The organism is Kitasatospora sp. NBC_00240 (assembly GCF_026342405.1).
Lineage (GTDB): Bacteria > Actinomycetota > Actinomycetes > Streptomycetales > Streptomycetaceae > Kitasatospora.
In genome coordinates this window covers 1,638,076-1,658,352 of record NZ_JAPEMU010000001.1, presented here as the reverse complement: position 1 = coordinate 1,658,352, position 20,277 = coordinate 1,638,076, and the positions used below count along the sequence as shown (strand labels likewise).

Sequence of the window (20,277 nt, the reverse complement as noted above, 5' to 3'; positions counted from 1 at the left end):
ATGATGTACAGGCTGACGAGTGCTCAGGGCAGCGCCTGCGGGAGGCGGGAACCCGCCTGGGCGGTTAACCGCCCGGGCGGGCCCGCGATCAGGAGCACTCCCTGGTGGTGCCGGCACGGCCGTGGCCCCGGTCTCCGCGCGCGGCGGGGACCGGGGCCACCAGGGGCGCACCGGTGCGGCGGGTCCGTCAGCCCTGCGGGGCCACCGAGCCGAGGTAGGCGGCGGCCTTCTCCGGCTCGTAGAACCAGTTCTCGAAGTCGGCCGCGTTGTCGAAGCCGTTGGCGAAGCGGTCCGCCACCGGCGGCAGCTGGCCGGCCGCGCCGATCAGGTTCAGCACGTGCTCCGGCGGCGGGGCGAGCATCGCGTTGGTCCACTTGGTGACGTGCTGCGCGGCGTCCCAGTAGCGGTCGAACGCGGCCTGCATGAAGTCCCGGTCGAACGGCTTCTCGCCCTGCTCCAGGATCGCCTCCAGGTAGACCGCCGCGCACTTGGCCGCATTGTTCGAACCCTGGCCGGTGATCGGGTCGTTGGCGACCACCACGTCGGCGACGCCCAGCACCAGGCCGCCGCCCGGCAGCTCGCCGATCGGGTTGCGGACCACCGGGGCGTACCGGCCGGCCAGGGTGCCGCCCGCGTCGGTGAGTTCGACGCCGGCCCGGGTGCGGTCGTACTCCCACGGGGTGAAGGTCTTCATCAGGTCCAGGGTGAGCCGCAGGTGCTCGGCCGGGTCCTTGACGTCGCCGAAGACGTCCAGCGGGCCGCCGGGGATGCCCTCCCAGAAGAGGATGTCGCCGGGCCCCGAGGTGGTCAGGGTCGGCATGATGAACAGCTCGCCGACTCCGGGCACCAGGTTGCAGCGCACCGCCTTGAAGTCGTGCTCCGGGCGCGGCCCGAGGCCGTGCACGTAGCTGACGGCCAGCGCGCGCTGCGGCGTGTCGTAGGGGGAGCGGGAGGCGTCCCGGCCGAACATCGAGACCAGCTCGCCCTTGCCGGCCGCGACCAGCACCAGGTCGTACGTCCGGGCGAAGTAGTCCAGGTCGGAGACGGCGACGCCGTGCACCACGACCTGGCCGCCGCGCTCGGCGAAGGTCTCCAGCCAGCCGGACATCTTGACCCGCTGGTCGACGGACTGGGCGTAGCCGTCCAGCCGTCCCACCCAGTCGATCACCCGGGCCGACTCGGGGCCGGTCACCGAGACGCCGAGGCCCTCGATCCGCGGGGCCTCCTGCTCCCAGAAGTTGATGCCGAGGTCCCGCTCGTGCTGGAGCGCGGTGTCGAACATGCACTGGGTGGACATCACCCGGCCGTCGCGGACCTCGTCCGCCGTGCGGTTGGTCATCACGGTGACGTCGTAGCCGTTGGACTGGAGCCCCAGCGCGAGCTGGAGCCCGGCCTGGCCGGCTCCGACGATCAGTATTCTGCGCATCGCTGTCTGCTTTCTCGATTGCGAGTGGTGGTCATGCCCGCTCCCGGACCGGACCGGCCGAGGCCGGGGGCCCGGCCGGCCCGGGGTGTGTCGAAAGGCCGCCGTGTCGGCGGCGCCCGGTCCGTCAGAGGCGCCCGGACTGTGCCGACTCCTGCGTCAGCGCGTGCACCACCAGGGCGGTCAGCACCTCGACCGAGGACGCCCGCTGCCGCGCGTCGCAGAGCAGCAGCGGGATGTGGTCCGGCAGGGCGAGGGAGTCCCGGACGGCCTCGGTCGAGTAGACCGGGGCCCCGTCGAACTGGTTGACCGCCACCACGAACGGCAACCCGGTGCCCTCGAAGTAGTCGAGCGCGGGGAAGCAGTCGGCCGGCCGGCGGGTGTCGGCCAGGATCACCGCGCCGACCGCGCCGCGCACCAGGTCGTCCCACATGAACCAGAAGCGGCCCTGCCCCGGGGTGCCGAACAGGTAGAGCACCAGGTCGGACTCCAGACTGATCCGGCCGAAGTCCATCGCCACCGTGGTGGTGGACTTGCCCGGGACGGCGCCGGTGTCGTCGAGGCCCACGCTGGCCTCGGTCATGACCGCCTCGGTGGTCAGCGGGGGTATCTCGGACACCGAGCCGACGAAGGTGGTCTTGCCGACGCCGAAGCCGCCCGCCACCACGATCTTGGTGGAGGTGGCCGTCCCCGCGATCAGCGGGACACCCGGGGGCAGGTCCGCCCGGTCGGGCGCACCCGGTGCGCCCGGTACTGCCGGGGCAGTTGGTACGACTGAGGACCGCTCCCTTGCGGCCTCAGAGCTTGCGAAGTCCACCCAGCACCTTCTCCAGCAGATCACGCTTCGACGTGCCGTGCGCCTCGCCCGCCCCGCCCGGGGCCCCCGCCGAGTCCGTGCCGTGCACCCTGATCCGGCCCTGGTCGGCGAGATCGCTGACCAGCACCTTGACGACCCCCAACGGGATCCGCAGCAGGGCCGAGATCTCCGCGACCGAACGCATCTGACCTCGGCACAGCTCGCAGATCGCCGCCAGCTCGGGCAGCGCCCGGTCCGCCGGGTCGGTCGGCCGGTTGAGCGCCGACACCAGCGTTTCGACCAGCAGCACGCGGGTGAACCGCGTTCTGCCCCGGGTGATGGTGTACGGCCGCACCCTGGACGAACGCCCCTGGCCCGGCCGTGCCGTCGTGGTCCGTTGTGCGCGCAGAGCGTGGCCCTGCCCTGCTCCGTACGTACTGCCGTTGTCGCTGCCGGCCATGCTTCCCACCTCCCTAGGCCTCATCGGACGGCCATCGCCCGGTGGAGTTCGCTACGCACCTGCGGCGTCAGCGCATGACCGGCGCGCTCCACGAGCAGCGCCATCTGGTAGGCGACCACGCCCAGATCGCATTCGAGGGAGGCGTACACACCGAGGCAGGAGCCGTCGCTGATCGCCATCACCACGAGATGTCCCTGGTCCATCGTCACCATGGTCTGTTTCACGGCGCCGCGGGCCATCGACCCGGCCGCGCCCGCGGCCAGGCTGGTCAGCGCCGAGACGATCGCCGCCAACTGCTCCGAGCGGGAGCCGTCCCGCGAGTCGGCGAGCAGCAGGCCGTCCGAGGAGACCACCACGGCGTCGACCACGCCGGCGACCGAGCCGAGGAAGTCGTCGAGCAGCCACCGCACGCTGCTGGCGGCCTGGCTGACCGCGCCGTGGCCGGGCGTGCCGTGGCCGGGCGTGCCGCCGCCCGGGTGTACCGGCTGTCCGGAGCTGTTCATCGGTTCTCCCCCTCGACGGCCGCGTCCACCGGCTGCTCCGCCGCCGGCGCGGACGGCCGGTCGGTGGGCGGCGCGGCGGACGGCCGGGCTGTGGTGGGCGGTGCTGTGACGGGCCGGTCCTCGGTGGGCCGGTCGCCGGTGGGCCGGTCCTCGGTGGGCCGGTCGCCGGTGGGTCGTGGTGCGGCCGCGGGCGTGGGGGCGGAGGCCTGCTCCGGCCGGGCGCCCGCGGGGCCGGTCGGGGCCGAGTCGCGGGCCGCGCGGCGCAGCCCGCCCTGGAAGACGCCGAGTCTGCGGCGGAGCTCCTCGGGCGAGACCCCCGACCGGGCGGGGGCGTGCTGGTCGGGGACGTGGTGGTCGGAGACGGGCCGGTTGGCGACGGGCCGGTTGGCGACGGGCCGGCCGGGGAGCCCCTGTCCCGTGCCACCGCGGCTACCGTCGGCCGCCGCGGGGGCGGTCCGGGCCGGCGCGCTCTCCTCGACGGCCAGGCGGCGCAGGCCGGAGGTGGGCATCTCCCCGGTGCCGGGCAGCCCGTTGCCGCGGGGAATCCGGCGGGGCAGGCCGAGCGGGGTGACCGGGGCGTCTTCGGGTACGGCACCGCGCTCGGGGGCCCGGGTGCCGTTCAGGTGCTGCTCGGGTATCCGCTCCTCCGTCCGGCCGTGTTCGGCGGCCTGTTCGGCGGCCTGCCGGGCGGACGGCTCGGCAGCCTGCTCGGCGGACGGCTCGACGACCTGCTCGACGACCTGCTCGGCGGACGGCCCGGCATCGACCGGGCCGGCTCCCGTGACGTCCTGCGAGCCGGGTTCGGCCGCCTGGGCCGGGAGCACCGGGACGGCCTGGGCCGCGGGCTTGCGGCGCGGCAGCACGGGCAGCTCCCCGCCCGCCGCCGGGCCGTCGGCGCGGGGCGCCGCGGTCGCCGGGCGGGCCTGCTCCGCCGCGAGGGCCTCGGCCTGGGCGCGGGCGCTCTCCGCCGCCGAGGTGACGGTGCGTTCGGCCCGGCGCTGGTCGTCCAGGTCGGTGTTGGTGACGGCGTCCTGCTGGAGGGCCTCCCGGGGGAGCATCACCATCGCGGTGACGCCGCCGCCCTGGACGTTCTCCCGCAGCTGGACGCGGATGCCGTGCCGGCGGGCGAGCCGGGCGACCACGAACAGGCCCATGCTCCGCCCGGTCAGGGCACCGGCCAGCAGCGCGTCGCGGCGGTCGCTGCCGGGCTCGGACGGCTCGGACAGCTGCTCGTTGAGGGCGCGCAGCCGCTCGCCGGGCAGGCCGATGCCGCGGTCCACCACGGAGATCATCAGCTCGCCGTTGTCGAGCAGCCAGCCGCCCACCTCGACCTGGTCCTGCGGGGGCGAGAAGGCGGTGGCGTTCTCCAGCAGTTCGGCGACCAGGTGGCTGGTGTCGTCGGCGACCGCGCCGCTGAGCCGGATCGACGCCAGGAAGCCGAGCTTGACCCGCTCGTACCGCTCGATCTCGGACACGGCGGCCCGGACGACATCCAGCAGGGTGACGGTCTTGCGGCTGCGGTGGCTGTTCTCCAGACCGGCCAGCAGCAGCATGTTCTCGCTGTTGCGGCGCATCCGGGTGGCGAGGTGGTCGAGCCGGAACAGGCTCTCCAGCTGGGCCGGGTCGGCCTCGCGCCCCTCCAGCGCCTCGATCAGCACCAGCTGGCGCTCGACCAGGGTCAGGGTGCGCATCGCGAGGTTGACGAAGGTGGAGTCGACGCTGCCCTCCAGCTCGTCGACCTCCTTGGCCAGCGCGTCCCGCTCCCGCACGAGCGCGTCGCGGGCCGCCGTCAGGGCGTCCCGCTCGGCGGAGAGTTCGGCGACCAGGGTGTCGGTGCCGCTCTGCCGCTCGGCGGTCTCCTCCGCCTGCCGGGTCAGCTCGTCCAGGGTGCGGAGCAGTTGCTCGCGCTCGTGCAGCAGCTGCTGCCGCTCGCCGGCGTAGGCCTGCAGCCGGCGGTCCTGGGCCTCCCGCTCGGCGGCGAGGCCGTGCCGCTCCTCCATCAGGGCGCGGAGGTTCCGCTCGGCCTGGTCCCGGGCGCGCAGCAGCGGACGGGCCGTCGCCCGCCGGGCGACGTAGGCGCTGCCGCCGGCCAGCACAACGGCGGCCCCGGCACCCCAGAGCGCGGGCACGGCGGAGCCGTCCGCGGCCGCTCCGCAGCCGGAGAGCGAGAGGACCGCCAGACAACAGGCGAGGGGACGTGGGAAGCGGCCGGGCGTCGGTGCGTCGGCCTGCGCCGACCCGGTACGCGCGGTGCCCTCGCCGGTCGGGCCGCTCAACGCCCCGCCGGGGCGCCGGCGCTCCGTCATCCTTTTACGCAACGGTGCTCACAATCTCGTCAGGCCTCAAGTGCCAATGCAACTTCAGGCCTTCGTGGATCTCGCAGGAGGACGGTAACCCCCGATCCCGCCGCAGACACCCGCGAGAGTCAACCGTAGAAATAGGTGGACAAACAAGATCAACTCTGCATTTCCCCCGTTGCCGACTCTGACGCGGTGTCATCTCAGGCCGAGTTGTCGCAGGTCAGCGCGGCACTGACAGTCGCGCGATCGAAACTGTGGGTCACGAGATGTGATGGAGATCTCACGTGATCCCCCCGGGTCGTCGGTGGGCGAACTTCTCTCCCTGGTCCACCTGGTGACGGTGCGCCCGGTGCTCAGGGGGTCGGGGGAGGGGACTCGGTGGGGCGGCGGTCGGGCCCGGGGCGGGGAATCGCGGCCGGTGGGAGGTGGTCGGCGGCCCGTCGGGGGCGGCTGCCCATGGTCGGGCCCGAGTGTCCTCGGCGGGGGTTCGGAACTCCTGCCCGCGGGGTCGGGTGGGCCTGCGCCGAACGTGAATGGACCGATCGGTCGGTCCATTTCTGTGGGCGGCGGGTTCGGCCGCCGCAACGGTGGCGCTTTGGAGCGCGCGCCCGCCGAGGCTCGCCGTGCCCACCGAGCCCGCCGCCCACGCCGAAGCCCGCCGGCCCCGCCGGCCGCGCCGGGCGCGCCGGGGCGCGAATGGACCGACCGGTCGGTCCCGTCCGGGGCGTGAATGGACCGACCGGTCGGTCCATTTTTCGTGCGGTGGCCGGTCCGGCCGCCGGAGCATTGGTACTTCGGAGCATGTGCGCGCCAAGGCTGGCCGCCCCCGCCAGTTGCACCCGAGATGCCACTGGACCGACTGGTCGGTCTATTTTCTCGGAAACCTCGGGTCGAGCGGAGCGCCCGCCGGGTGCAGGAGGCGGCCCGTCAGGGCCCAGCAGGCGCCCTGTCCGGGTGCAGGACCAGGCGCGGGGCCAGCGGGCAGGCGTGGGGCTCAGGGGGCGGACAACGGGCGCGGCGAGCAGGGCGCGGGCCCGGGAGGCCGGCCGCCCGGCTCAGGAGGTCGGCGGCCTGCCCACCGGCTCCGCCGGGCTCCGGAGCGCGTGCCCGCCGAAGCCGGCCGTGCCCGCCAGCTGGGCGTCCCACCAGGCGGCCGTCCGTGCGGGGTCCATCGTCGTCCAGTCGGGGGCCTGCTCGACCTGGGCCCGGCCGAGGCGGCGGCCGAGGGTGACCAGGGCGCGCCCCGCCTCCCCGCGCTCGCGCTCGTACGCGGCGACCAGGTCCTCCCAGGAGGCGGACCGCCGCCAGGCGTCCTCGAAGGCGACGGCGTCCTGCAGGGCCTTGGCGGCGCCGCTGGTGTTGTGCGGGCGTACCACGGTGGCCGCGTCGCCGGCCAGCAGCAGGCGGCCGGAGGTGCGGCGCGGGGTGTCGAGGTCGTAGATCGGCTGCAGGAAGGTCCGCTCGGGCGGGGTCAGGGCGATCAGGGCGGCCCAGTAGGGCGGGAGGTGCCGCTCGGCGAGCAGCGCGACATGCGTGGTCAGCTGCTCGGTGGCCGCGCCCGGCGGGATGCTGGTCGGATCCTCCAACCGCAGGCCGGCGGCGGGCGGCGGGGCGTAGAAGACCCAGTTGACCATCGGCCGGCCGGGCTCCTGGCCGGGGATCCGGTAGAGCACGACCTGGCCGCCGGGGAAGCAGACCGTGGCGGTGTGTTCGGCGGGCCAGGCCCGGTCGGCCGGGCCGGCCAGCTGGTCCAGCGCCGCCAGCCGTTCGGCGGGGAAGCTGCCGCGCCAGCAGACGTACCCGGCGTACCCGGGCCGGGCTTCGGGGCTGACGGCCGCGCGCACCACCGAGCGGTAACCGTCCGCGCCGACCACCAGGTCGAAGCGCTCCTCCCGGCCGGAGGCCAGCCGGACGACGGCGCCCGCGCGGCCGCCCGCCGGCCCGAGGCCGTTCGCGACGCCCGCCACCGGGTCGCCGAGGCGGTGTTCCACGGTGGCCGGGGTCCGTTCGCGCAGGCCGCGCCAGAGCAGGCCCCAGTGGTAGGAGCGGAAGGGGAACGGCTGGTCCCAGAGCAGCCGGCCCAGCGCGGAGCCGTCGGCGACCAGCCAGTGCCGCCGGGTGAGCCGATGCCAGGCGATGCCCTCGTCCAGGTGGCCGGCCGCCGCGAGTTCGGCGTACCGGTCGTCGTGCACGCAGAGGCCCACCCCGCGGTCCGTCAGTTCGCCGTGGGTGCGTTCCAGGACGACCACCCGTTCCGCGCCCCCGCGCGCGGCGGCCGCCGCGAACGCGCAGCCCGCGATGCTTCCGCCGACCACCGCGACCGTTCCACCGAGCATGGCCGAACCTCCCCGCCACCCGCGCCGCCGCGTCCCGTGCCCCCGGGCCCGCTCCGACCACCGTACGACGTGTACGGCTCGTCCGGGGCCGATCGGGAGGCCGGCGCGGCCGAGTGAACGCCGGAACGCCGGGGAGGGCACGGCCCGCAGGCCGCACCCTCCCCGCCGATCGCGGACCGGTGTCAGCAGCTCAGGTTGCTGCCGGCGGTGGTGCCGAGGATCTGGACGAAGCTCTGGTACGAGTTGATCCGGCTCTGGACCTGGGCGGGGTTGCCGCCGTTGCACTCCAGGCTGCCGTTGATGCTGCGGATGGTCTCACCGAAGCCGTAGCCGTTGACCATGGCGTTGTGCGGGGTCATGGTGCCCGGCCCGTTCTGGGTGTTCCAGTACCAGAGGCCGGTCTTCCAGGCGACCGAGGCGTCGGTCTGCACGAGGTTCGGGTTGTGCAGCAGGTCGATGCCCAGGGCATCGCCGGCGGCCTTGTAGTTGAAGTTCCAGCTCAGCTGGATCGGGCCGCGGCCGTAGTACGCGGACTGTCCGGCGGGGCAGCCGTACGACTGCGAGGTGTCGCAGTAGTGCGGGTAGTTGGCGGTGTTCTGCTCGACCACGTAGACGAGCCCGCCGGTCTCGTGGCTGACGTTCGCGAGGAAGGCCGCGGCCTCCTGCTTGCGGACGGTGTCGCTGCCGGTGCCGGCGAAGCCGGGGTAGGCGCTCAGCGCGGCGGTCAGACCGGCGTAGGTGTAGAAGGAGTTGCGGCTCGGGAACATCTGGTTGAACTGAGCCTCACTGACCGGGAATCCGCCCGGGTTGGCGGTCTGCGTCGGGCTCGGCGAGGTGCCGCCGCCGGTGCAGGTGTACGGCGACCAGTACCAGGTGCTGATCACCGGGTCGTAGCCCGGGTTGTCGTGCGTGGCCTGGTAGTACTGGCCGTTGGTGTACTTGACGATCGCGCCGGTGACGTAGGTCTGGCCGGCCACCCAGGCGGGGTACGTGCAGCCGGTGCCGGAGGTGGGGGACGGGGTGGTCCCGCCACCGCCGCCGGAGCAGCTGCCCTGGTCGGCCCAGACGCCGGAGGAACCGCCCGGGGTCTCGTTCTGGGTCCACCACTTCGCGGACCAGTTGTGCGAGTTGTACGAGACCTGGCCGCTGGCGGCGGTGTAGACCGTGGCCGAGTTCCAGGGGGTCGCACAGCCTGCCGCGGAGGCGGAGGCGGGGAGGAGCACGGCGAGCGCTATCGCTGTCGCGACGGCGGCCAGGACGGCCATCACGCGCTTGTGGATCGACATTTCATCACCCCTCGGTGCGGTGGGGGCCGCACGAGTTGGAGGACAGGACGGTCCCGCGGGGGGCCGGCCGTGGGGAGGCCGGGCCCCGACCGGGGTGCGGGCCGGGGCGGAACTGATGGGGACTCAACAGTAGTGGTCTATACCTGTCAATAGGTATGGACCAAATCTCCCGCAAACCTCCACGAGTGCCCGCGGGGGTGCCCGTCCGCCGCTCCGGTCCGCCGCCCCGGCCCGGCGGCCGCGCCGCGGTGCCCCGTCCTGACGGCCCCCGCCGCCGGGCGGCCGCCCGTTCGTGCACCCTGCCGGTTGCCGGGATCTGCGAGGATGGCCGGGTGAACGACTACCCCGGCCCCGGTGCGCCGATCAGGTCGGGCATCCCGGACCACGGCCGGGTGCCCAAGTACTACGCCGTCAAAGGCGAGTTGGACGAGCTGCTCGACGAACTCGGCGAGGGCGGGGTGCTACCGACCGAACGCGACCTCGCGGTCCGCTTCGCGGTCTCCCGGGACACCCTGCGCCAGGCGCTGCGGGAGCTGCTGATCCAGGGGCGGGTACGCCGGCGGGGCCGGAGCACCGTGGTGGCCGGCCCGAAGCTGGAGCAGCCGCTGTCGCTGGCCAGCTACACCGAGGGCGTCCGGCGGCAGGGCCGCGTCCCGGGCCGCAACCTGATCGGACTGGAGACCTTCGCGGCCGACCCGGCGCTGGCCGGACAGCTGGGCCTGGCGCCCGGCGATCCGGTCTGGCACCTGGAGCGCGTGCTGCTCGCGGACGGCGAGCGGGTCGGCCTGGAGAGCACCTACCTCGCGGTCGCCCGGGTGCCCGCGCTGGACCGCGAGTTCGACCCGGGGGCCTCGCTCTACGCGTACTTGAAGGAGAAGCTCGGTATCGGCTTCGGCGGCGCGGACGAGCGGATCGAGACCGTTCTCGCCACCCCGCGCGAGGCCCTGCTGATCGGCACGCCCCCCGCGCTGCCGATGCTGCTGCTCCACCGGCTCACCCGGGACGACGAGGGCCTGCCGGTGGAACGGGTGCGCTCGCTCTACCGCGGCGACCGCTTCAGCTTCACCACCCAGCTGGGCACGTAGGTCTGAGCCGCCGCCGGAGCGGGGCCGCGGGCCGTTCCGTTCCCGCCCGCGGCCCGGCGCCGGTACGGTCCGCGGCCGGACGGTGGTCCGGTGCTGGGCGCGGTGCGCGCGGCTGAACCTGGCGGCCCTGGCCCGTACCGGCCGGGCTCAGTCGAGGGCGGCCCGCAGCCGGGCTGCCACCTCGGCGGCCGCCGCCTCGTCCGGGTAGTGCGAGCGCGGCCAGAAGAAGCCACGCAGCCCGTCCTTCGGATTCCTGGGCACCACATGGACGTGCAGGTGCGGCACCGACTGGCTGATCCGGTTGTTGGCCGCCACGAAGCTGCCGGCCGCCACCATCCCCCGCTCCACCGCGGCGGTGACCCGTTGCACCCGGGCGAAGAACGGCCCGACGTCGGCCGCGGGCAGGTCGGTCACGGTCCGCAGATGCTCCCGCGGCACCACCAGCACATGCCCGGGGAACAGCGGCCGCTGGTCGAGGAAGGCCACCGCCACCTCGTCGTCCAGCACCCGGTGGGCGGGCAGCCCGCCGGCCACGATCGCGCAGAAGACGCAGTCCATCCGATCAGTGAACCCCGCCGGACGGCTCGGCCCCGGCAGGCCGCGCCGCCGGTCCGCGGCGGGCCGGCGACGGGGTGGGAGTTCCGTCCGGCCGCCCCGCGCCCCCGGGCGCGGTCGCTGGACGCGGTCACCGGCCGCTGGACGCGGTCACCGGCCGCAGTGAGGGCCCCGCCGGGCGGACAATGGATGACATACCCGGCGGGTCCGCGAGCCGGCCGGTCCGCACCCCCGCGAGGGGGCGGCCGAGGTGCCGCGGACCGTGGGAGGAGGTAGCCGTGATCGTCCGGATCTGGGCCGCGCAGGTGCTGGCGGGGCACGTGGACGAGTTCTGCGCACTGCTGGTCTCCGACGTGCTCCCCGGACTGGCCGAGGCGGAGGGGTGCCTGGGCGGCGAGGTGCTGCGGTCGATGACCGACGACGGGCACCGGGTGCTGGTGGTGACGCGGTGGCGGGACGAGGCGGCCCTGCGCGGGTACGCGGGGCCGATGTGGCGGATCCGGCCGGTGTGGGCCGAGGGCGAGCTGCGCTATCTGGGGCACCCGCCCGAGGTCACCCACTACCGGCCGCTGGCGTCCGGCTGACCGGGCGGTCGATCCGGTGGCCGGCGGGCCGGCCCGACGGTCGGTCCGCTCACCGTGCCGGTCGCCGCGCCGCCCGCCGGCCCGCCCGCCGGCCCGCCCGGCCGGCTTCGCCCCTGCCCGCTGTCATCCATGCCGGCCTCCGCCCGCGCGGCGGGGCCGCGCTGGCTACGCTCGAAGAGGGGACGGGAGGACTGCCGATGCCTGGGCTCCCCTTTGTCGGACGTGCCGATCTGCTGGCCGAGATCGGCGACGCGCTCGCCGACGCCCGATCCGGACGCGGCGGACTGGTCGCACTGACCGGCGCGGCCGGAGCGGGCAAGACCCGCCTCGCGGAGGAGGTCGTGCTGGCGGCCAAGGGCTTCCGGGTGATCTGGACCTGGTGCCCGCCGGGCGAGGCCGGCAGTGCGCTGCGCCCCTGGTCCCAGGTGTCCCGCGAGCTGGCGGCGGACGGGGCCGCCTGCGGCCGGCTGGTCCGCGACTCACTCGCGCTGCGGACGCTGATCGCCGGGCAGGGGCCGGCCGGCTCGTCCTCCGCCGGTCCGCCTTCGTCCCGCGGGCCGTCCACCGGCCTTCCGTCCACCGGCCTTCCGTCCGCCGAGCCCCGCACTGAGCCTGAGCTCGAACGGCAACCCGTACGCGATCCCGAACCCGGCCTCGAACCACCCGCCGGCCCGGGCACCGCTCCCGGCCCGGGCACCGCTCCCGGCCCGGGCACCGCTCCCGGGCCGGCGGCCGCCCGACTGCACCTGGCCGGCGACCTGGCCGCGCTGGTCCGGGCGGGCGCCGCCGCCCGGCCGCTGCTGCTGGTCGTCGACGATCTGCACGAGGCCGACACCTCCTCCGTCACGCTGCTGCTGGAGCTGGCGGCGGCGGTCCGCACCGTCCCGGTCCTGCTGCTGGCCACCGCTCGGGACGACGACCCCGCCTGGGAGGGGCGGACGGCGGCGCTCGCGGCGCTGCTGCACACCGCCCGTTGCCTGCCGGTCGGGCCGCTCGCCGAGGCGGAGGTCCACGCGCTGGCCCGGGCCGCGAGCGGTGGCCGGCCCGATCCGGGGTCGGAGCGCGAGCTCTTCGCCCGTACCGGCGGGGACGCCTTCTTCGTCACCGAGCTGCTGCGCCGGCCCGGCGGCGGCCCGGTGCCGGTGTCGGTCCGGGCGGCCGTCCAGGCGCGGGTGGCGGCGCTCGCGCCGGAGTGCGCGCGAGTCCTGGGCGCGGCTTCCGCCCTCGGCACCGGCTTCGACCTGGACGTGCTCGCCGAGGTCGCGGCGGTGCCGCTGGCGGAGCTGCGCCCGGTGCTCGGGCCGGCGGTGGGCGCCGGGCTGCTCACCATGGGCGAGCCCGGCCGCGGGGCCTTCCGGCACCAACTGACGCAGGAGGCCGTCCACGACGCGCTGTCGGTCCGGGAGCAGGCCGGGTGGCACCACCGGGCGGCGGACGTCCTGGCCGCACTCTCCGGGCGGGGGCGGGACGTGGGCCCCGCCGAGGTCGCCCACCAGCTCCTGCTGGCCGGCCCGGAGCACGCCCGGAGCGCGGCCCGCTTCGCCCGCCGGGCCGGTGCGCGCGCCTCCGGACTGCTGGCCTACGAGGACGCGGTGCGCTGGTACGAGGCCGCCGTCGCGGCCCTGGCCATGGCGGCGCCGCCCGACGCCCCACCGGGCCCGGCGGTGTCTGCCGTGACTGGCAGGCCTGCCGAAACGGCCGGGCCCGCCGCGTCCGCCGGGCCTGCCGCGTCCGCCGATCCCGCCGGGCCTGCCGCGTCCGCCGGGCCTGCCGACCCGGCCGAATCCCTCGAGCCGGCCTCCCGGACGGCGCCGGCGGAGCAGCCGGCCGACCGGTCGGCCGAGCAGCTGGCGGAGCAACTCGCGGAGCTGCTGGTCGAGCTGGGGACGGCCCGGATCGGCGCGGGGGAGCGGGCGAAGGCCAGGGAGGACTTCCTGCGGGCGGCCGCGCTGGCCCGCCGCCACGGCCGGCCGGACCTGCTGGCCGGCGCTGCCCTCGGGCTCGGCGCCGGGCCCGCCGGATTCGAGGTGGGCCTGCTGGACCGCACCCAGCTCGACCTGCTGGGCGAGGCCAGGGCCGCTCTGCCCCCGGAACGCGCGGATCTGCTCGCCGTCGTCGCCGCCCGCCTCTCGGTCGCGGCCACCCTGGTCGAGCCGGAGCAGGACCGGACCGACCTCGCCGAGGAGGCGGTCCGTACGGCCCGGGCCGGCCGTGACGACCAGGCCCTGGCCTACGCGCTGGCCGCGCTCTGCGACGCCCGGGCCGGTCCGGATCACTGCGCCGAGCGCCTCGACCGGTCCACGGAGATCGTCCGGCTGGGCCGGCGGCTGCCCGACCCGTCCGCCGAGCTCCTGGGCCGGCGGCTGAGGGTGGTCGCCCTGCTGGAGCTCGGCCGGGTCGCGGACGCGGAGCAGGAGGTGCTGGCCTTCGAGGTGGCGGCGACCGCCCTGGGCCAGCCGATGCACGCCTGGTACGTCCCGCTCTGGCAGGGCATGCGCGCGCTGCTGGAGGGCCGGTTCGCGGACTGCCGCGACGCCCTCGACCGGGTGGCCGCGCTCGGCCGGCGGGCCGGCAGCGACAACGCGGAGCTGCTCGCCGCCACCCAGCGCTGGTGCCTGCTCGCCGAGAGCGGCGACCGGGCGGGCATCCGGGTGCTTGCTGAGCGGCTCTCGCTGCTGGACATGTCCCTCGCTCTCTGGCCCCGGGTGACCAAGGCCCTGATCGCCGCCCAGCTGGGCGAGCCGGCGGAGGCCCGGCGGCGGCTGGCGGCGGTCGCGCCGCTGCTCGCGACCGCCCCCAGGGACAGTGAGTGGCTGCCGATGCTGGCCCAGGCGGCGGAGGTGTTCGGCCTGACCGGCCCCGCCGGGGAGCTGGCGGAGCCGGCCCGGCAGCTGTACGAACGGCTGGCGCCGTACGCCGACCTGTTCGTGGTCGAGGGCATCGGCGCCGCCGTGCGCGGACCGGTCCACCGCCACCTCGGACTGCTGGCCGCCGCCCTCGGCGAGGCCGCCCCGGCCGAGCGGCACTTCACCGCCGCGCTGACCGCCGCCCGGGCCGTCGGCGCGACCGGGCTGACCGCGCGGATCGCCCAGGAGTCGGGTGTCCGTCCGCCGCCCGACGGCCACAACGTCTTCCGGCGCGCGGGGGAGGGCTGGGAGCTGCGCTTCGCCGGCCGGCAGGTCACCCTGGCGGACAGCAAGGGCCTGCGCGACCTGGCGGCGCTGCTGGCCAGCCCCGGCCGGCCGGTGCCGGCTCTGGACCTCGCCACCGCGGCGGCCGGCCCGGGCCGCGGCGCGGCCGCCGCCGGCGCAAACCCCGACGGTCTCCACCGGCCTGGCGACACCGGGGAGTTGATCGACTCCACGGCGCGACGGGCGTACCGGGCCCGGCTCCAGGAGCTGGCGCACGAGGAGAGCGAGGCCGATCGGGACGGGGACGCCGACCGGTCGGCCCGGATCGCCGCCGAGCGGCAGGCCCTGGTCGGCCAGCTGTCCGCCGCGTACGGGCTCGGCGGCCGGCCGCGTCGGACGGGCTCCGCGGCCGAGCGGGCCAGGACCACCGTGACAGCCCGCATCCGCGCCGCGCTCGACCGGATCGCCCGGGCCCACCCACCGCTGGGCCGCCACCTGGCCAACGCCGTCCGCACCGGCACGCTCTGCGTCTACGAGCCCGAGTCGCCGGTGGCCTGGCACCTGTGACGGCGCGGTCCGGCGGGCTCCGGGCGGCCCGGTCACCCCGCCTCACATCGTGCGTCCCGACCTCACGCCCCATCGGTGGAGGGGGGCGGAACGGAACGAGGAGGCCCATCATGCCCCGCATCTCGAAGGCCGAGGCGGCGCTCACCGTGGACGAGCCGATGATCGAAGGACGCTACGCCGAACTGGACGGCTACACCGTCGGGTTCGAGACGCACAAGGCCGACCTGGACCCGGCGCCGCTGTTCGCCGGCCTGCCGCAGGACCGCTGCCAGAGCCCGCACTACGGTCTGGTCGTGACCGGAAAGGTGGTCTACCGCTACCCGGATCACGACGAGGTCTTCCGGGCCGGTGACGCCTACCACGCCACCCCGGGCCACCTTCCGCTGCTCTTCGCCGGCACCGAGCTGATCGAGTTCAGCCCGACCGAGGCGCTGGAGCGGACCATGGCGGTGGTCGGGCGCAATCTGGACGCCGCGAAGGCGAGCGGCGCGCACGTCGGGAGCTGAGCGATGACGCGAACCATGGAACCCACCGCACCGGCCGTGGCAGGAACCTCGACCGGCGCACGGGGCAAGGAGGCCCCGGCGGACCTGGCGGCCCTGGCGGACCTGCTGGTCACCTTCCTGGAGACCGGCATCCCGCCCGCGGGACTCTTCCACCCCGATGTCTTCTGCGACCTCACGGTGCCGCAGTGGCGGCTGCAGGCCGAGGGCGTGCCGGGCCTGGTCGCCCTGCGCAAGGCCGGCCACCCGGCCCCCGGCGTGGTCCCGCGCCGCCGGGTCGACCCGACCCCGACGGGGTTCGTGATCGAAGTGGAGGAGCGCTGGCAGCAGGACGGGCAGTCCTGGTACTGCCGGGAGTTGATGCGGGCCGACGTCGAGGACGGCAGGATCGCCCGGATCTCCGTCTACTGCACGGGCGACTGGGACGCCGAGCAGCAGCGCCGGCACCGACAGGAGGTGGCACTGCTCAGGCCCTGACCTCATGCGGGCCCTGACCTCACGCGGGCCTGACCTCACGCGGGCCTGACCTCACGCGGGCCTGGCCTGGCCCGGGCGGGCCGGGCCCGAACCCGACGGGCCCGAACCCGCAGGTCCGCCCCGTCCCGGGTCCCGCGGCTGTCGACCGCGAGGCCCATCACTGGCAGGATGGCGCCGAACGGGCCCGGATCCCCGCCGCCCACCCGCTCGGCAGGTTCCGCGTGCCCGGGGAGGCCTCCGTAGTCCCGCCCGTCCCGGTCGGGCCCGGCGCCTCGGACGCGAGCGGCGCCTGCCGTCGACGGCGATGCCCGCGCCGTCCGCCCGGAGGTCGACACCCGATGAGCAATCCCGCAGGCATCCCCGCCCCCGCACCCGTCGACGACCGGGTCAGCGGACTCGGCGAGGGTCCGGTCTGGGACGTCCGCACCAACTCGCTGCGCTGGGTGGACATCCCGGCCGGTGTGGTGCACCACTCCGACGGCAGCTCGCGCCAACTGCCGCCGCCGGCCTCGGCGATCCTGCCGACCGTCGACGGCTGGGCGGCCGTGCTGCGCGACCGCGTGGTCGAGCTGGACGGGCCGGCGGTGGCGGCGGTGCCGCTCGGCGCCGCCGAGCGCTGCAACGACGCCAAGGCCGACCCGGCCGGCCGGGTCTGGGTCGGCACCATGTCCGGCGACGAGCGGCCGGGCCGGGCGGCCCTGCTGCGCCTGGACGGCGCGGTCGCCACCGAGGTGATCGCCGGGGCGACCATCGCCAACGGCCTGGGCTGGAGCCCGGACGCCCGCCGGATGTACTGGATCGACACCCCGACCCGGCGGATCGACGTCCTGGACTACGACCTCGCCGACGGCAGCGTCCGCGGCCGTCGCCCCTTCGTGAGCGTGGACGCGGACGCGGGCTGGCCGGACGGCCTCGCGGTGGACGCCGAGGGCGCGTTGTGGGTGGCCCTGTGGGGCGGTTCGGCCCTGCACCGCTACACGCCGGACGGGAGGCTGGACACCGTCCTGCCGATCGGCGCGGCCTGCCCGACCAGTTGCGCGTTCGGCGGCGAGGACCTCCGCACCCTGTACATCACCACAGCCCACCGCCCGGACGAGCACGGGCGGTTCGCGCCCGACGCGGGCAAGCTGCACGCCGTCCGGGTGCCCGTGCCCGGGCCGGCGCCGACCCCGGCCGTGCTGCCCGCGGCCGCCGGTGGCACGGCGGAGGCGCCCGGCGGCGTGTAGGCCCGTCCGGGGGCAGCTCCGAGCGCCCGGCGCACGTTCCGGCGCATTCCCGGAGGGGGAGTGAAACAGCCCACAGTGAACGCCTCTCCCTGAGGACTCGCGGATCATGGCACAATGACGGCAGTAGTAGTAGTGACGTTCAGCGCACTCCGGGGTCGGTGAAAATCCGAACCGGCGGTTACAGTCCGCGACCCGTCCGCAGCCAGCGGGCGGTTGACCAGGTGAGATTCCTGGACCGACGGTTAAAGTCCGGATGGGAGGCGTGCGCGACGGTTCGAGCAGTGCCGTGGTCCCCCGGTGGACCGCGGGTGGTGTGCAGAGGCAGAGCTCTCCACGGCGACGGCGCCGACGGAGCGGCTCCCGCCGGCGTACGCCCGTCCCTGTGCCGTTCCGTGTCATCTCCCCATGCCGCCCCGGAGTCCGCGCCCTAATGCGCGAGGAGAACCCGGGTGTTCACCGGCATCATCGAAGAGCTCGGCGAGGTCGTCTCCATCGAGGAGATCGGCGACTCGTCGCGGATCCGCCTGCGTGGCCCCGTGGTCTGTCAGGGTGCGCACCACGGCGACTCCATCGCGGTCAACGGCGTCTGCCTGACCGTTGTCGACACCCCCGAGCAACTGGCCACCGAGAGCGGTGAGTTCACCGCCGACGTGATGGCCGAGACGCTGCACCGCTCCAGCCTCGGCGTGCTGCGCACCGGCTCCCCGGTCAACCTGGAGCGGGCGATGGCGCTCGGCGCCCGGCTCGGCGGTCACCTGGTGCAGGGTCATGTCGACGCCACCGGCGCCCTGTTGAGCCGCGAGCCCGGCGACCTCGACGCGGACGGCACCGTCCGCTGGGAGGTGCTGCGGTTCTCGCTGCCGCAGAGCATCTCGCGCTACCTGGTCGACAAGGGGTCCATCACGGTGGACGGCGTCAGCCTCACCGTGGTCGAGGCCGCCCGCGACAGCTTCACCGTCAGCCTGATCCCGGCCACCCTCGCGCTCACCACGCTCGGCGCCAAGAAGGTCGGCGACCCGGTGAACCTCGAGGTCGACGTCCTCGCCAAGTACGTCGAGCGGCTGCTCGACTCCCGGGCCCTGCCCGACACCATCGGAGGGGAAGCCTCGTGAACTGGCTGAGCGGCATAGCCTTCACCCTCTTCGGTGAGCCGGTGAAGTGGGCCGACATGACCGGCAACCTGATCGGCCTGGTCGCACTCGGCTTCGGCTGGCGCCGCTCGGTGTGGAGCTGGCCGCTGCAACTGCTCTCCGGCGCGGTCCTGATCACCGCCTACTGGTCCGGCCACGTGCCCGGCCTGATCGGCAAGCAGCTGATCGTCGTCGTCGCGGCGGTCTGGGGCTGGACCCGCTGGCGCCGGGGCCGGCAGGAGACCGGTGACATCACGGTCCGCTTCGCCAGCTGGACCGAGCGGGCGGCGCTGGTCGGCGCCACGGCGCTCGGCACCGCCGCCGTCACCTGGGCCTTCCTGCACATCACCGAGACGGTCTACCACCCCTGGGCGATGGCCTACATCTTCGCCGGCACCCTCGCGGCGATGTACGCGCAGGCCAGGGGCTGGGTGGAGTTCTGGCTCGCCTGGATCGCCGTCGACGTGGTCGGTGTCCCGCTGGCCTTCAACAGCGGCTTCGCCTTCACCGGTCTGACCTTCAGCATCTACTTCGTGCTGGTCCTGCTGGGCCTGCGCGCCTGGTGGCTGCGCACCCGTGACACCCGTCCCGCCACCGACACCGTCCTGCAGGGAGCATCCGCATGAGCACCCAGCCCGCCACCGACGACCTCGCCCTCGACCCCGTCGAGCGCGCTGTCGCGGACATCGCCCTCGGCCGCCCGGTGATCGTGGTGGACGACGAGGACCGGGAGAACGAGGGCGACATCGTCTTCGCCGCCTCCGCCGCCACCCCCGAGCTGCTGGCCTTCACCATCCGCTACAGCTCCGGCGTCATCTGCGTCCCGATGACCGGCGAGGAGCTCGACCGCCTGAAGCTGCCGCCGATGACCCAGGTCAACGAGGACCGCAAGGGCACCGCCTACGCCGTCTCGGTCGACGCCCGCGACGGCGTGGACACCGGCATCTCGGCGGCAGACCGGGCGCGGACCGTCCGGCTGCTGGCCTCCGCCGGCACCGAGCCGGGTGACCTGACCCGCCCCGGGCACGTCTTCCCGCTGCGCGCCGTCGAGGGCGGCGTCCTGGTGCGTCCCGGGCACACCGAGGCGTCCGTCGACCTGGCCCGGCTGGCCGGGCTGACCCCGGCCGGGGCGATCGCCGAGGTGGTCAACGACGACGGCACCATGGCCCGGCTGCCCGAGCTGGTCGCCTTCGCCCGCGAGCACGGCCTCGCGATCATCTCCATCGAGGACCTGATCGCCTACCGCCGCCGCACCGAACTGCACGTGGACCGCGCGGCGGTCACCGCGCTGCCGACGGCCTACGGCGAGTTCACCGCCGTGGGCTACCGCGGCACCCTGGACGGCATCGAGCACATCGCCCTGGTCGCGGGCGGCCTGGACGCCGACGGCAAGGTGCCCGACGGCGAGGACCTGCTGGTCCGGGTCCACTCCGAGTGCCTCACCGGCGACGTGTTCGGCTCGCTGCGCTGCGACTGCGGCCCGCAGCTGCAGGCATCGCTGGAGAAGGTCGCGGCGGCCGGCCGCGGCGTCGTGCTCTACCTGCGCGGCCACGAGGGCCGGGGCATCGGCCTGGCCCACAAGCTGCGCGCGTACGAGCTGCAGGAGCAGGGCCGCGACACCGTGGACGCCAACCTGGACCTCGGCCTGCCCGCCGACGGCCGGGACTACAGCATCGGCGCCCAGATGCTCACCGACCTCGGGGTGCGCTCGCTGACCCTGCTGACCAACAACCCGGACAAGGTCGCCGCGCTCACCGAGCACGGCCTCAAGGTGAAGGGCCGCGAGCCCGTCCCCACCGTGCCGGGCGAGCACAACCTGGCCTACCTGCGCACCAAGCGCGACCGGATGGGCCACGAGCTGCCCTGGCTCGGCCAGGACTCCTGACAGCACCCGTACCCGTAGCACCACCACCCA

17 protein-coding genes and 1 riboswitch are annotated in these 20,277 nt (G+C 75.1%); of the genes, 9 read left to right on the top strand and 8 right to left on the bottom strand.

Going from position 1 to position 20,277, the window contains the following annotated elements:
• Nucleotides 1-187 precede the first annotated feature (187 nt).
• The 7 genes from OG689_RS06855 to OG689_RS06825 form a co-directional block, all read right to left on the bottom strand.
• Nucleotides 188-1,426: a styrene monooxygenase/indole monooxygenase family protein gene (locus OG689_RS06855; protein ID WP_266318633.1), complete on the bottom strand. Its 1,239-nt coding sequence runs from the start codon at nucleotides 1,424-1,426 to the stop codon at nucleotides 188-190.
• Between the two features lie 124 nt (nucleotides 1,427-1,550).
• Nucleotides 1,551-2,141 carry an ATP/GTP-binding protein gene (locus OG689_RS06850; protein WP_266326925.1) on the bottom strand — a complete coding sequence of 197 codons (591 nt, stop codon included), beginning with the start codon at nucleotides 2,139-2,141 and terminating at the stop codon, nucleotides 1,551-1,553.
• A gap of 79 nt (nucleotides 2,142-2,220) precedes the next feature.
• A complete protein-coding gene (locus OG689_RS06845; protein WP_266318632.1) occupies nucleotides 2,221-2,679 on the bottom strand; it encodes a DUF742 domain-containing protein in 459 nt (152 codons plus the stop codon).
• A 20-nt stretch (nucleotides 2,680-2,699) separates the two neighbouring features.
• Nucleotides 2,700-3,182, bottom strand: coding sequence for a roadblock/LC7 domain-containing protein (locus OG689_RS06840; protein WP_266318630.1), 483 nt, complete (start codon nucleotides 3,180-3,182; stop codon nucleotides 2,700-2,702).
• The gene (locus OG689_RS06835) at nucleotides 3,179-5,488 is read right to left on the bottom strand and encodes an ATP-binding protein (RefSeq protein WP_266318628.1); all 2,310 of its coding nucleotides are present in this window, start codon (nucleotides 5,486-5,488) and stop codon (nucleotides 3,179-3,181) included. The genes OG689_RS06840 and OG689_RS06835 overlap by 4 nt, the downstream gene beginning before the upstream one ends.
• Before the next feature lie 1,049 nt (nucleotides 5,489-6,537).
• Entirely contained in the window at nucleotides 6,538-7,818 is a 1,281-nt protein-coding gene (locus OG689_RS06830) for an FAD-dependent monooxygenase (RefSeq protein WP_266318627.1), read from the bottom strand.
• 182 nt (nucleotides 7,819-8,000) lie between these two features.
• Entirely contained in the window at nucleotides 8,001-9,104 is a 1,104-nt protein-coding gene (locus OG689_RS06825; protein ID WP_266318625.1) for a glycoside hydrolase family 19 protein, read from the bottom strand.
• A gap of 332 nt (nucleotides 9,105-9,436) precedes the next feature.
• Here OG689_RS06825 and OG689_RS06820 point away from each other — a divergent pair, with 332 nt between their 5' ends.
• On the top strand, nucleotides 9,437-10,189 hold the full coding sequence (locus OG689_RS06820; RefSeq protein WP_266318623.1) for a GntR family transcriptional regulator: 753 nt from the start codon (nucleotides 9,437-9,439) through the stop codon (nucleotides 10,187-10,189).
• A 147-nt stretch (nucleotides 10,190-10,336) separates the two neighbouring features.
• On the opposite strand, the gene OG689_RS06815 is transcribed toward OG689_RS06820, so the two are convergent.
• On the bottom strand, nucleotides 10,337-10,747 hold the full coding sequence (locus OG689_RS06815; protein WP_266318621.1) for an HIT family protein: 411 nt from the start codon (nucleotides 10,745-10,747) through the stop codon (nucleotides 10,337-10,339).
• Between the two features lie 275 nt (nucleotides 10,748-11,022).
• Here OG689_RS06815 and OG689_RS06810 point away from each other — a divergent pair, with 275 nt between their 5' ends.
• The 8 genes from OG689_RS06810 (at nucleotide 11,023) to OG689_RS06775 (ending at nucleotide 20,247) form a co-directional block, all read left to right on the top strand.
• Nucleotides 11,023-11,328 carry an antibiotic biosynthesis monooxygenase family protein gene (locus OG689_RS06810; RefSeq protein WP_266318619.1) on the top strand — a complete coding sequence of 102 codons (306 nt, stop codon included), beginning with the start codon at nucleotides 11,023-11,025 and terminating at the stop codon, nucleotides 11,326-11,328.
• A gap of 197 nt (nucleotides 11,329-11,525) precedes the next feature.
• Nucleotides 11,526-15,026, top strand: a complete 3,501-nt coding sequence (locus OG689_RS06805) for an AAA family ATPase (RefSeq protein ID WP_266318617.1) — start codon at nucleotides 11,526-11,528, stop codon at nucleotides 15,024-15,026.
• A 110-nt stretch (nucleotides 15,027-15,136) separates the two neighbouring features.
• Complete coding sequence (locus tag OG689_RS06800; RefSeq protein WP_266318616.1) at nucleotides 15,137-15,532, top strand: hypothetical protein; 396 nt, start codon at nucleotides 15,137-15,139, stop codon at nucleotides 15,530-15,532.
• A gap of 3 nt (nucleotides 15,533-15,535) precedes the next feature.
• A complete protein-coding gene (locus OG689_RS06795; protein ID WP_266318614.1) occupies nucleotides 15,536-16,006 on the top strand; it encodes a hypothetical protein in 471 nt (156 codons plus the stop codon).
• A 338-nt stretch (nucleotides 16,007-16,344) separates the two neighbouring features.
• Nucleotides 16,345-17,232, top strand: coding sequence for an SMP-30/gluconolactonase/LRE family protein (locus tag OG689_RS06790; RefSeq protein WP_266318612.1), 888 nt, complete (start codon nucleotides 16,345-16,347; stop codon nucleotides 17,230-17,232).
• Nucleotides 17,233-17,373: 141 nt separating this feature from the next.
• Nucleotides 17,374-17,501, top strand: a riboswitch (FMN riboswitch).
• A 180-nt stretch (nucleotides 17,502-17,681) separates the two neighbouring features.
• A complete protein-coding gene (locus tag OG689_RS06785) occupies nucleotides 17,682-18,344 on the top strand; it encodes a riboflavin synthase (protein WP_266318610.1) in 663 nt (220 codons plus the stop codon).
• Complete coding sequence (locus OG689_RS06780) at nucleotides 18,341-18,988, top strand: nicotinamide mononucleotide transporter family protein (protein ID WP_266318608.1); 648 nt, start codon at nucleotides 18,341-18,343, stop codon at nucleotides 18,986-18,988. The genes OG689_RS06785 and OG689_RS06780 overlap by 4 nt, the downstream gene beginning before the upstream one ends.
• A complete protein-coding gene (locus OG689_RS06775) occupies nucleotides 18,985-20,247 on the top strand; it encodes a bifunctional 3,4-dihydroxy-2-butanone-4-phosphate synthase/GTP cyclohydrolase II (protein ID WP_266318606.1) in 1,263 nt (420 codons plus the stop codon). The genes OG689_RS06780 and OG689_RS06775 overlap by 4 nt, the downstream gene beginning before the upstream one ends.
• Nucleotides 20,248-20,277 lie beyond the last annotated feature (30 nt).